The sequence below is a fragment of the Cellulomonas sp. genome, from assembly GCF_017744555.1.
Lineage (GTDB): Bacteria > Actinomycetota > Actinomycetes > Actinomycetales > Cellulomonadaceae > Cellulomonas.
In genome coordinates this window covers 1-12,423 of sequence record NZ_JAGIBD010000001.1, presented here as the reverse complement: position 1 = coordinate 12,423, position 12,423 = coordinate 1, and the positions used below count along the sequence as shown (strand labels likewise).

Annotated in this window: 11 protein-coding genes and 1 pseudogene; all 12 read right to left on the bottom strand. The window is 75.2% G+C overall.

From position 1 onward, the window contains the following. Positions 1-35 precede the first annotated feature (35 nt). Positions 36-1,748 (bottom strand): L-aspartate oxidase, encoded by a 1,713-nt coding sequence (locus J7523_RS00060; protein WP_291881639.1) that lies wholly within the window; start codon positions 1,746-1,748, stop codon positions 36-38. Between the two features lie 44 nt (positions 1,749-1,792). Beyond that, the gene (gene panD, locus J7523_RS00055) at positions 1,793-2,281 is read right to left on the bottom strand and encodes an aspartate 1-decarboxylase (RefSeq protein WP_291880985.1); all 489 of its coding nucleotides are present in this window, start codon (positions 2,279-2,281) and stop codon (positions 1,793-1,795) included. Next, entirely contained in the window at positions 2,278-3,207 is a 930-nt protein-coding gene (panC, locus tag J7523_RS00050; protein ID WP_291880984.1) for a pantoate--beta-alanine ligase, read from the bottom strand. The genes panD and panC overlap by 4 nt, the downstream gene beginning before the upstream one ends. Further along, the gene (locus J7523_RS00045; RefSeq protein WP_291880981.1) at positions 3,204-4,247 is read right to left on the bottom strand and encodes a DUF2520 domain-containing protein; all 1,044 of its coding nucleotides are present in this window, start codon (positions 4,245-4,247) and stop codon (positions 3,204-3,206) included. The genes panC and J7523_RS00045 overlap by 4 nt, the downstream gene beginning before the upstream one ends. Further along, entirely contained in the window at positions 4,244-5,845 is a 1,602-nt protein-coding gene (locus J7523_RS00040; protein WP_291880978.1) for a PH domain-containing protein, read from the bottom strand. Before J7523_RS00040 ends, J7523_RS00045 begins: the two co-directional genes overlap by 4 nt. Continuing rightward, entirely contained in the window at positions 5,842-6,363 is a 522-nt protein-coding gene (locus tag J7523_RS00035; RefSeq protein ID WP_291880976.1) for a PH domain-containing protein, read from the bottom strand. Before J7523_RS00035 ends, J7523_RS00040 begins: the two co-directional genes overlap by 4 nt. Positions 6,364-6,474: 111 nt before the next feature. After that, positions 6,475-6,966 carry a DUF3180 domain-containing protein gene (locus tag J7523_RS00030; protein WP_291881637.1) on the bottom strand — a complete coding sequence of 164 codons (492 nt, stop codon included), beginning with the start codon at positions 6,964-6,966 and terminating at the stop codon, positions 6,475-6,477. Continuing rightward, positions 6,966-8,432, bottom strand: a complete 1,467-nt coding sequence (gene folK, locus J7523_RS00025) for a 2-amino-4-hydroxy-6-hydroxymethyldihydropteridine diphosphokinase (RefSeq protein ID WP_291880975.1) — start codon at positions 8,430-8,432, stop codon at positions 6,966-6,968. The genes J7523_RS00030 and folK overlap by 1 nt, the downstream gene beginning before the upstream one ends. After that, positions 8,429-9,427 (bottom strand): dihydropteroate synthase, encoded by a 999-nt coding sequence (gene folP / locus J7523_RS00020; RefSeq protein WP_291881636.1) that lies wholly within the window; start codon positions 9,425-9,427, stop codon positions 8,429-8,431. The genes folK and folP overlap by 4 nt, the downstream gene beginning before the upstream one ends. Positions 9,428-9,552: 125 nt before the next feature. Continuing rightward, the gene (folE, locus tag J7523_RS00015) at positions 9,553-10,182 is read right to left on the bottom strand and encodes a GTP cyclohydrolase I FolE (protein WP_291880973.1); all 630 of its coding nucleotides are present in this window, start codon (positions 10,180-10,182) and stop codon (positions 9,553-9,555) included. 4 nt (positions 10,183-10,186) lie between these two features. After that, positions 10,187-12,220: an ATP-dependent zinc metalloprotease FtsH gene (ftsH, locus tag J7523_RS00010; RefSeq protein ID WP_291880972.1), complete on the bottom strand. Its 2,034-nt coding sequence runs from the start codon at positions 12,218-12,220 to the stop codon at positions 10,187-10,189. 129 nt (positions 12,221-12,349) lie between these two features. After that, positions 12,350-12,423 (bottom strand): annotated as a pseudogene (locus J7523_RS00005) (hypoxanthine phosphoribosyltransferase); the annotation flags it as partial.

Genomic DNA, 12,423 nt, shown 5'->3' with positions numbered 1-12,423 from the left:
GTGGCATGGACGCCACTTCGTGAGCCGCCGCGCGCCTAACGGAGCGTCGACTCCGACCGGCGGGTCGTCACGGTCCCGTCCGGATCGAGCGCGACCTCGATCCGCACCTGCCAGTCCGGGTCGGTCGCCGGGAAGTCGGACCGGGCGTGCCCGCCGCGGCTCTCCTCGCGCTCGAGCGCCGTGGTCGTGAGCACGGTCGCGACCGCGTGCACGTTGGTCGTCTCCCACTCGGCGACCTGCGGGTGCGCGAGCAGCCGGCCGTCGTCGAGCCGCTCGTGCGCGTCCGTCGGGACCGCCGCCAGGGCGGCACCTGCCCGCCGCAGCCCGTCGCCCGACCGCAGCACGCCCGGCCCGTCGGACGCGATCCGCTGCACGCGCGCGCGGGACGCGGCCGCGACGAGCGCCTCGTCGCCGGGGCGCTGCTCGGGCGACGACTGCCGCAGCACGCCCGACTGCACCTGGGACGCGATGTGCCGGGCCGCCCGGTGCGCGAACACCAGGCCCTCGAGCAACGAGTTCGACGCGAGCCGGTTCGCGCCGTGCACGCCCGTGCACGCGACCTCGCCGACGGCGTACAGCCCGCGCACCGACGACCGCCCGACGAGGTCGGTCACGACCCCGCCCGAGTGGTAGTGCTGGGCCGGGGCGACGGGCACGAGGTCGGTCGTCAGGTCGATGCCGTGCTCGAGCAGGCGCTCGTGGATGGTCGGGAACCGCGTGCGCAGGAAGTCCGCGCCGAGGTGCCGTGCGTCGAGCCACACGTGCTCGGACCCCGTGGCGGCCATCTGCGCGACGATCGCGTGCGCGACGACGTCCCGGGGCGCGAGCTCGGCCATCGGGTGCACGGCGGGCATGAACCGCACGCCGTCCGTGTCGAGCAGGATCGCGCCCTCGCCGCGCACGGCCTCCGACACGAGCGTGAGCTGGCCGCGCGCACCCGAGCCCGCCCACAGGACGGTCGGGTGGAACTGCACGAACTCCACGTCCCCCAGCGCGGCGCCCGCCCGCAGCGCCGCGGCGATGCCGTCACCCGTCGCCTGCGCCGGGTTCGTCGACGAGCGGAACACCTGACCGATGCCGCCCGTCGCGAGCACGACCGCCTTGGCGAGCGCCGCGCCGACGCCGTCGCGCTGCCCCTCGCCGATCACGTGCAGCGTGACGCCGCACGCGGCACCGGGGCGGCCGTCGGGTCCGGGCGGGCCGGTCAGCACGTCCAGGACGAGCGCGTGCTCGACGACCTCGATGCCCGGGTCGTCACGCACCGCCTCGATCTGCGCGACGAGCGCCCGCGACACCTCGGCGCCCGTCGCGTCGCCGCCCGCGTGCACGATCCGGTCCGCGTGGTGGCCGCCCTCCCGGGTCAGCGAGATCTCGCCGTCGGGCGACCGGTCGAACCGGGCGCCCCGCGCGACGAGCTCGCGCACGCGCGCCGGGCCCTCCGTCACGAGCACCTCGACCGCGCGCGGGTCGCACAGGCCCACGCCCGCGACGAGCGTGTCCTGCAGGTGCGCCGCGGGCGAGTCCGTCGGGTCGAGCGCCGCGGCGATGCCACCCTGCGCCCACACCGTCGAGCCGGACACGAGCGTGTCCTTCGTGACGAGCAGGACGCGCGGGACGCGCGTGCGCAGCTCGAGGGCCGCCGTCAGGCCGGCGATGCCCGAGCCGACGACGATCGCGTCGACCTCGATCGTCCAGCCGGGCTCGGGGGCGGCGAGGCGGGTCGCGAGCCGCGTCGTGCCGCCGGGCACCCGGACGGCCGCGCCCGGGTCGGCCGCCGTGCTCGTCGTCGCCGTCACCGCTGCTGCAGGTGCAGGTCGTGCGGGTGCTCGACGAGGTCGCGTCCCTCGGCGAACGGCACACCGCTCGGCATCAGGCCGGACTGCGTCGTCCAGTCGTCCGGCACCTGCCCGGGGTCCTCGCTCAGGTCGACGATCTTGTTGTCCGCGTCGACGAGCACGACGTGCGGCGAGTACGTCCGGGCCTCCGCGTCGGACATCAGCCCGTACGCGATGAGGATGACGACGTCGCCCGGGTGCACGAGGTGCGCCGCGGCACCGTTGATGCACACCTGACCCGAGCCGGCCTCGCCCGCGATCGCGTACGTGGTCAGCCGGGAGCCGTTCGTCACGTCCACGACGTCGACCTGCTGACCGGGCAGCAGGTCCGCCGCCGCGAGCAGGTCCGCGTCGACCGTGATCGACCCGACGTAGTGCAGGTCGGCCTGGGTCACCGTGGCGCGGTGGATCTTGCCGGTCATCATGGTCCGCTGCAGGGTCGTCATGCGCGGGCTCCTTCCGGGGCCGTGCGGGCACCCGCGCCTGGCGACGGCGCGAGCGTGAGTGCGGTGTTGTCGATGAGGCGTGTCGTGCCGACCCGGGCGGCCAGCAGCAGCAGCGCGTCGCCGTAGCCGTCGTCCGGCACGTCGGCGAAGGTCGACGGGTCGACGAGCGCGACGTAGTCCACGTCGTCCACGCCCGACGCGGCGAGCTCGGCACCGGCCGCCGCACGGACGTCGTCCGCGGACGCGCCCTCGGCGGCCCGCTCGACGCCGGCGCGCAGCGCGCGGGACAGGCCGAGCGCCCGCTCGCGCTCGTCGGCGCTCAGGTAGGCGTTGCGGCTCGACAGGGCCAGGCCGTCGGCGTCCCGCACGAGCGGCGCGCCGACCACCTCCACGGGCACGTCGAGGTCGTGCACCATGCGGCGGATCGCGGCGAGCTGCTGCGCGTCCTTCTCGCCGTACAGCGCGACATCGGGCCGCGTCAGGTGCATGAGCTTGAGGACGACCGTGAGGACGCCGTCGAGGTGGCCCGGCCGCGCCGCGCCCTCCAGCACGTTCCCGATCGCCCCGGCGGACACCCGCACCACCGGGTCGCCGTCCGGGTAGACGACGTCGGGGGTCGGCGCGAACACCACGTCGCCCTCGCGCAGCAGCCCGGGGGCCGTGAGCAGGCGGACGTCGCCGTCGAGGTCACGCGGGTAGCGCGAGAGGTCCTCGGTCGGCGCGAACTGCAGCGGGTTGACGAAGATCGTCACGACCACGGTGTCCGCGAGCGCCCGCGCCTGCTCCACGAGCGACAGGTGGCCCGCGTGCAGCGCGCCCATCGTCATGACGACGGCACGACGACCAGCACCGTGCGACCCGTCGGGGTGGTTCAGCGCGGCCTCGAGCTCGGCGCGCGTGCGCACGAGCGTCGGCGTCCCGTTCATGCATCCTCCTGCGGGCCCTGCGGCCCGTCGTCCGCGCCGGGTGGCTGGTCGTCTTCCGACTGCAACGATCCGGCGCCCCGCGTCATGCCCGCGACCGCGTCCAGCAGGTCGGTGGCCTGCGCCGGGGCGATGAGCCCCGCCGCGAGCGCGCGCTGCGTGGCCGCGCGCGCCAGGGCACGGTACCCCGCGGGCACGTCGACCGCCCCGCTCGAGGCGGCGAACGTGGTCAACGCCTCGGCGTGCTCCCGGACCGTGCCTGCGTCACCCCGCCGCACCGGACCGGTCAGCGCCGTGATCGCGCCCGGCCCGCGCTGGCCCGCGTCGCCCGGCTGCTCGGCGCGCAGGGCACCATCGAGCGCGGCCTCCAGCAGCGGTCCGAGCATCCGGCCCGGGTCGGCGACCCCGGCCGCCGCGAGCGCCTCTGCGGCCTGCGCGACGAGCACCACCAGGTGGTTCGCACCGTGCGCGAGGGCCGCGTGGTACAGCCCGCGCGAGCCCTCCGGCAGCACGACGGGCTCACCGCCGATCTCGACCACGAGCGCCTGCCCGATCGGCAGGACCGGCGCGGGCCCCGTCACCGCGAACGAGCAGCCCGCGAGCCGGGCCAGGTCGAGCGACGTGCCCGTGAACGTCATCGCCGGGTGCACCGCGAGCGGGATCACGCCCACCGCCCGCGCGGGCCCCAGCACGTCCGCGCCGAACCGGCCCGACGTGTGCACCGCGATCTGCCCGGCCTGCCACGCACCGACCTCCGCGAGGCCCGCGACGAGCCCCGGCAGCGCGTCGTCCGGCACCGCGAGCAGCACGAGCTCGGCCCGGCGGACCACCTCGGGGACGTCGAGGACCGGCACCCCGGGCAGCAGCGCCTCGGCGCGCTCCCGGGAGGCCTCCGACACCGCGCTCACCGCGACCACCGGGTGACCGGCGCCGCGCAGCGCGCTGCCGAGCACCGCGCCGACCCGGCCCGCACCGACGACACCCACGCCGAGGCGCCCCGGGCGGGAGGACGGTCCGGCGCCCGGGGGCTGCTCGACGCTCATGCGACCGGGTCCGGGGGACTGTGCATGGTGCGGGGACTCGCCGCGTCGGTCGGCGCCGGGGTCGGGGCGACGACGTCGACGTGCTGCCGCATCCACTGCTCCGACCGGTCGCCGGCGCGCGCGGTGCGGGCGCGCTCGGCCTGCTCGTCGAGCAGCGCGGCCGCCACCGGCGCGGCGAGGTGCGCGACCGACGGCTGCACGGGTCCGGGCGTGGAGTGCACGACGAACGACGCGAGACCGAGCCGCCGCTGCAGCGGCCCCTGCTCCAGACCGAGGGACTGCGTCCGCTCGTGCGGCACGATGTCGACCTGCCGCCGCAGCCGACCGGACCGGGTGATGAGCGCCCGCTGCGTCACGAGCACGCCGTGCCGCCGCCAGCCGATCGGGTCGACCCAGCGGGCCGACCGCGGTGCGGGCGTGAAGCCGCCGTCGTCGCCCGTCCCCCGCAGCGCGGCGTCGTACACGGGCCGCACGTCGGCGACGCCCAGGTCGGGCAGCACGAGCCAGACGGCCGTCATGACCTCGTCCTGCGTCGCGACGGGGTGGAGCACGGTGTCCTGCTGCTGCTCCTTGCCGATCGCGTACCCGGCCACGTTGATCTCGATGCGCCACCACCCCGACCAGCGCCACCACAGCCCCTGGCTGATCCGGATCGCCTGCACACGCCCCGGCGGGACCGTCTGCGCGCGCGCCTCGGTGAACCCGTGCCGCAGCCGGATGCCGTCGGGCGACGTCGCCGCGCGGAAGCTCGCGCCCTGGTTGATGCGTGACCACAGGAAGCCGCCGATGCCGAAGATCATCGGGACGACGAAGAACGCCGCGCCGACCTCGCGCGACAGGACGGCCGTGACGACGGCGGCCCCGACCGCGATGACGAACCCGACGGTCGCCGACGACTGGATGGTGCTCAGCACCAGGCGCGGCATCGGCACCTCGTACACCTGGTGCTCGGGTGCCGCGGCGAACACGACGGGCGGGGCGGCCACGGCGGGCGCGGGTCCGGTGCCGGGTGCCGTCGGCTCGGCCGCCGCGTCGACCCCCGGCGTGGGGACGGCGGCGGGCGCGGCCGCCGGACGGCGCAGGCCCGCCGCGAGCGCCAGCAGCTCGGCACGCAGGACGTCGGCCTCCGCCTCCCGCAGGAACGCGAGCGACACGGCCGACCCGCTGCCGCCCGCGACCTCGAGCTTGAGCTCGGACAGCCCGACGAGCCGGGCCAGGAGCGGCTGCACCACGTCGACGGCCTGCAGCCGGTCGAGCCGCGCCTGCCGCTGCTGCCGGAACAGGATGCCCGTCTGCAGGTGGACGGCGTCGTCCGTCACCGCGAACCGCGTCATGCGCCACGCGACCGCCGAGTACCCGAACCCGACCACGGCGACGACCGCGAGGACGCCGACCGCGATCAGCCAGCCCTTGCCCTGCAGCAGGCTCGACGCCTGCTGCAGGTTGTCCATGAGCTGGTAGCCGGCGACCAGCAGCACACCGACGAAGATCTTCCAGCCCCGGAGCGCAGGCGTGACGGGGTGCATGCGACGCCACGCGCCGGGCGGCACGCTCTCGTCCACCACGTCCTGCTCCCCCTGCGGGGTGCTGCGGCTCACAGGCCCGCCAGCCGCGACTCGCCGCGGGACGCGAGCCGGTCACGCAGCCGGGCGGCCTCCTGCGGCGGCAGACCCTCGATCGACGCGCCCGTGCCCGGCGAGGCCGTGTGCAGCTGCACGGACGCGATGCGGAACCGCCGCGCGAGCGGACCCGCCGTCACGTCGACGTACTGCATCCGCCCGTACGGCACCACGACCAGGCTGCGGAACAGGATGCCGCGCCGGATCAGCAGGTCGTCGGCCCGTTCGGCGTACGCCATGGCGCGCACCTGCCGCGGGATCAGCCACGACTGCCACGCCGCGAGCGCCGCCGTCACGGCCGGCCACACCCACACCCATGCCTCACCGGTCGCGACGGCCACCACGGCACCGGCGACCACGAGCGGCCCGAACCACAGCGCCAGCACCGTGAGCCGCGCGCGAGCCAGCCTGGTCGAGACCGGGGTCCACGAGACGTCGAGCGGGGCGAACGGGTCGCGGGTGCCGTCGGCCGTGGGCGCGGTGGCGTCGGAGGTCATGCCCCACATCCTCGCACCGGCGGGGCCCGTGGACGGCAGGCCCGTGGTCCCCCTCATGAGCAGGGCCGCGACCGTCGCGCGCGGTGTCCAGGGTGTCGCCGACCCACCGGCTCAGCCCACGCTGGGGTCCGGGTTCACGTCCTGCTGCGGGACCTTGGCGTCGCCCTCGGGCGGCGGGATCCGGCAGAACCCCTCGACGACCAGCCCCACGACGGCGAGCAGCAGCGCACCGGCACCCGCGATCCCGGCGGCGACGGCACGCTGCCCGTTCGCGGGGATCTCGAGCCGGCCCAGCACCGCGAGCACCTGCCCCGCGTACCAGCCGAGCAGCAGCGCACCCGTGTAGCACGCGGCCTTCGCGAGCATCGCGGTCCGGGCCGCCCGCAGCGGGTCAAGCGACGGGCGCTTGCCCCGGAGGAACTGCCGCACCGCCCACCCGAGCACGAACACGACGGCGGCGATGACCACCTCGACGGCCACCACGAGCACGGGAACGGTCGGCGGGGTCGTGCCGCGCCCGACGAGCGTGCCGACGACGGCCCACGTCCCCGCCGCGACACCGGCCGCGAGGAGCAGGAGCGTCTGCCAGCGGGTCCGCTGCATCACGGGGCGGGAGCGGGCGGCACGGCCCCCGGCTCGGCCTGGTCCGGGGCGGCGGGCGGCGCCGGGTTCGCGGCGGGCACCGCGGCGGTCAGCCAGTCGAGCGCGAGCCAGCGGACGCCGTCACGGTCAGGGGCCGTCGCGGCGAGCGCCGCCACGGGTCCGCCGCCGAGCCCCGGCAGGAACGCGTCCGGGTCGACCTGCGCCCATGGCTGCAGCACGAACGCCCGCTCGTGCGCGCGGGGGTGCGGCAGCTCCAGGTCGTCGGACGTCGCGAGCACCGTGCCGTAGACGACGATGTCGACGTCGAGCGTCCGCGGACCCCAGTGCTCGTGACGCTCACGTCCGTGCGCCTGCTCGACGGCCTGCGTGGCGCGCAGCAGGTCGCGCGGTGACAGCGTGGTGCGGGCGAGCACGACCGCGTTGAGGAAGTCAGGCTGCTCCGGGCCGCCGACGGGGGCGGTCCGGGCCAGCGGCGAGACGTCGACGACCTCCACGCCGGGTGTCCCCGCGAGGTCCGACACGGCCTGACGGAGGGTGTCCTGCGCGGCCCCGATGTTCGCGCCGATGGCGAGGACGACGTCGACCGGGCTCGTCGGGGGCGTGTCGAGCGCGTCGGTGAGGACCTCGCCCTCGACCACGTCGTCGTCCGCGTCCGGACCGGTGCCGAGCGGCGCAGGCGGCGGTGGCGCGTTCCAGGCCGCCACCTCGGTGCCCGCCGCCACCCCGGTCGCAGGGCTCTCGACGTCCGGACCGCCGAACCCACCGCGGGGTGCGCCCACCGCGCCGCCCACCGGTCCCCCCGTCGGCCCGCCCGCCGGCTCGCCCGCCGGCTCGCCCGCCAGGCCGCCGGCGAGGACGCCCGACGGCGCCGGCCCGACCGTCATCGGCCCCGACGGCGGCAGCGGCCCCGGCCCCGGGAGCACCGGACCGACGGCCGGCGACCCGGTCGACGGGCTGTCGGCCGTGATCGGGAACGTCGCGGTCGGGTTCGGGACGGGCCGCGACGAGGCGCCCGTGGCCGCACGCGCGACGTACGGTTCGGCCGCGGGCAGCTTGGACCGGTCGCGGTGGATCGCGACGACCACGTCGCCGAACGGCACCTGGATCGGCGCCTGGGGCTTGTGCACGGCGACGTCGACGGCCTGCACGATCCCGTGGGCCAGCACGGTCGCGGCGATGCGCTCGGCGACCGTCTCGATGAGGTCCACCGGGTCGCCCGCGAGCACGGCGGCCACCTGCTCCGCGAGCTCGCCATAGTGCAGCGTGTGCTCCAGGTCGTCACCCGCCGCGGCACGGCGCGTGTCGAGGTGGACGACGACGTCGGCGACGAACGTCTGCCCGTCGCGGCGCTCGTGCTCGAACACGCCGTGGTACCCGGTCGCGGAGATGCCGCTCAGCCGGATCTGGTCCAGCCGGCGGCCGCTCGCGTCGAACGCGACACCCCGCGCCTCGTCGTACAACGTCACGTCCCGCTCCGTCCTGCCGTCGCGTCCTCGTCGACCGGCATCTCCTGGTCGTCCGGCGCATCCGCCGGCACCCGCACGTCCGCCGGCACCCGCACGTCGGCCGGCACCCGCAGGTCCGCCGGCACCCGCGCGTCCGTCCCCGCCCGCGCGTCCGTCCCCGCCCGCGCGTCCGTCCCCGCCCGCGCGTCCGTCCGTCCCGCGCCCGCGGCCCGCCACGCGGCGGCCACCCGGACCGCGTCGGCCGAGCCTGTCACCTCGTGCACCCGCACGCACCACGCTCCCGCCGCCGCGGCCAGCGCGGTCACCGCCGCGGTCGCCCGGTCCCGGGCCAGCGGCGGGGCCGGCTCGCCGTCGGGACGTGCGAGCAGGTGGCCGAGGAACCGCTTGCGGCTCGCACCCACGAGCACCGGGAAGCCGTCCCCGACGAGCTCGGGCAGCCGGGCCAGCAGCGGCCAGTTGCTCGCGCCCGGCTTGGCGAACCCGAGGCCCGGGTCGAGCACCACCTGGTCGTCGCGGACTCCCGCCGCACGCAGCACCGCGACGCGGTCGGCCAGCTCGCGTCGCACGTCGCCGACCACGTCGCCGTAGTCGTCCAGCTCGTCCATGACGTCCGCGTGCCCGCGCCAGTGCATCGCCACGTACGCGGCACCCGTGCGCGCCACCACACCGGCCATCGCGTCGTCGGCGAGCCCGCCCGAGACGTCGTTGACCAGCACGGCGCCCGCGTCCACCGCGGCCTGCGCCACGACCGCCCGTGTCGTGTCGACGCTGACCGCCGCTCCGGCCGCCGTCAGCCGCTGGACCACGGGCAGCACCCGCGCGAGCTCGTCCTCCACGGGCACCCGGCGCGCACCGGGACGCGTCGACTCGCCGCCGACGTCGAGCAGGTCCGCGCCCTGCGCGAGCAGCTCCAGGCCGTGCGCGACGGCGGCGTCGGGCGTGAACCAGCGGCCGCCGTCCGAGAACGAGTCGGGGGTCACGTTGACCACGCCCATGACGAGCGTCCGGCCCGGTGCACGCAGCGGCTCCGGCAGGGCTGCCGGTCCGGCCGGCGCTGCGACGGCGTCGCTGGGGATCACGGTGCGAGCCTAGGGTGTGGACGCCGTCTCGGGGGCGGTCGTCAGCGGCCCAGGACGAGGCTCATGGCCTCGGCGCGCGTCGCCACGTCGCGCATCTGCCCGCGCACGGCCGACGTCACGGTCCGCGAGCCCGGCTTGCGCACGCCGCGCATCGACATGCACAGGTGCTCGCACTCGACGACGACGAGCACCCCGCGGGGCGCGAGGCCCTCCACGAGCGCGTCGGCGATCTGCGACGTGAGCCGCTCCTGCACCTGCGGGCGCCGGGCGTACACGTCGACGAGGCGCGCGAGCTTGCTCAGACCCGTGATCCGGCCGTCGGCACCCGGGATGTACCCGACGTGCGCGACGCCGTGGAACGGCACGAGGTGGTGCTCGCACGTCGAGTACACCTCGATGTCCTTGACCAGCACCATCTCCTCGTGACCGAGGTCGAACGTGGTGGTGAGGACGTCCTTGGGCTCCTGGTAGAGCCCGGCGAAGATCTCGCGGTACGACCGGGCGACCCGGGCCGGCGTCTCGCGCAGGCCCTCGCGGTCCGGGTCCTCGCCGACCGCGAGCAGCAGCTCACGGATCGCCCGCTCGACCCGCTCCTGGTCGTACGCGCCGACCGCGCCGTCCGGCGCCGACACCGGTCCGAGCGCGGTCCGGTGGCCGTCGGTGCTCGTCATCGGCTCAGGCCTTCGCGTCGGGGGTCTGCGACGGGGGCACCTGCACGATGTGCTCGCTCGGGTGGCCGAACGCCACGGCGGCCTCGTCCTCGGGGATCACCTCGTGGCCGTTCAGCTCGGCCTTCTCGGCGGGCGTCAGCACCGGCGGACGCTCCGAGACGTTGCGCTGGTCGCTCGACAGCCACACCTGGCGGGCCTCGCGCTTGACGACCGGCGCGAAGATCTCGGCCAGCTCCTGCGCGTTGAGCGTCTCCTTCTCGAGGAGCTCGAGCACCAGGTGGTCCAGCACGTCGCGGTACTCGACGAGGATCTCCCACGCCTCGTCGTGCGCGTGCTCGATCAGCGCCCGCACCTCGAGGTCGATCGACCCCGCGACGTCCTCGGAGTAGTCGCGCTGGTGGCCCACGTCGCGGCCGAGGAACACCTCGCCGTCCGCCTGGCCGAACCGGATCGCGCCGAGCCGGCTGCTCATGCCGAACTGCGTGACCATCTTGCGGGCCGTGGCGGTGGCCTTCTCGATGTCGTTGCTCGCACCCGTGGTCGGGTCGTGGAACACGAGCTCCTCGGCGACCCGGCCGCCCATCGCGTAGGCGAGCGTGTCGAGCAGCTCGTTGCGGGTCGTCGAGTACTTGTCCTCGGTCGGCATGACCATCGTGTAGCCGAGGGCGCGGCCGCGCGGCAGGATCGTCACCTTCGTCACCGGGTCGGTGTACCGCAGGGCCGCCGCCACCAGGGCGTGGCCGCCCTCGTGGTACGCGGTGATCTTCTGCTCCTTGATGTTCATGACGCGCGTGCGCTTCTGCGGGCCGGCGATCACGCGGTCGATGGCCTCGTCGAGCATCTTGTCGTCGATGATCTGCGCGTTCTGGCGCGCGGTGAGCAGCGCGGCCTCGTTGAGCACGTTCGCCAGGTCCGCGCCGGTGAACCCGGGCGTGCGGCGTGCGACACCGACCAGGTCGACGTGCGGCGCCATCGGCTTGCCCTGCGCGTGCACCTGCAGGATCTTCTCGCGGCCCTTGAGGTCGGGCGGCTCCACGGCGACCTGGCGGTCGAAGCGGCCGGGACGCAGCAGCGCGGGGTCGAGGATGTCGGGGCGGTTGGTCGCCGCGATCATGATGACATTGGTCTTGACGTCGAAGCCGTCCATCTCGACGAGCATCTGGTTGAGCGTCTGCTCGCGCTCGTCGTGCCCGCCGCCCAGGCCCGCGCCACGGTGGCGGCCGACCGCGTCGATCTCGTCGACGAAGATGATGGCCGGCGCGTTCTGCTTGGCCTGCTCGAACAGGTCACGGACGCGGCTCGCGCCGACGCCGACGAACATCTCGACGAAGTCCGAGCCGGAGATCGAGTAGAACGGCACGCCCGCCTCGCCGGCGACCGCGCGGGCGATGAGCGTCTTGCCCGTTCCGGGAGGGCCGTACAGCAGCACGCCCTTGGGGATCTTGGCGCCGACGGCCTGGAACTTGGCCGGCTCGGAGAGGAACTCCTTGATCTCCTGGAGCTCCTCGACCGCCTCGTCGACGCCCGCGACGTCGGCGAACGTGACCTGCGGCGACTCCTTGCTGACCAGCTTGGCGCGCGACTTGCCGAAGCTCATGACGCGCGAGCCGCCGCCCTGCATGGACGACATGAGGAACCAGAAGATGCCCAGGATGATGATGAACGGGAGCACGAGGCTCAGCAGGCTCGACCACCAGGCCGTCTGCGGCACCGACGAGTCGAAGCCCTTGGGCGGGTCGGCGTCGGCGACGGCCTGCACGACCGACGGGCCCTGCGGCTCGACGTAGTTGAACTGGACGAGCTTGCCGAAGTTGTCCTTGTCCTTGACGAAGTCGTCCGTCAGCGTCAGGTCGACCCGCTGCTCGCCCTCGGTGATCTTGGCCTGCTCGACCTTGCCGTCCGCGAGGAGGGAGAGGCCGTCGGACGTGTCGATGTGGCTGACCTTCGGGGAGGTCAGCGCGCTCGCCCCGATCCACAGGAGCACGACGGCGACGGCGATCCACAGGAAGGGACCACGGACTAGACGCTTGAGGTTCATGGGCGATCGGGGCCAGGCCCCTCATCCTCCGGTCGCAGGGTTCTGGCCATCGAAGTTACACGGTGTTCCTGGACGTTCCCGACGATGTTCACCGAGGGCAGAGCCCGCCCTGCCCCCCGGCGACGGGCCTCACGCCCCGTAGACGTGAGGCGCGAGCGTGCCCACGAACGGCAGGTTGCGATACTTCTCCGCGTAGTCGAGGC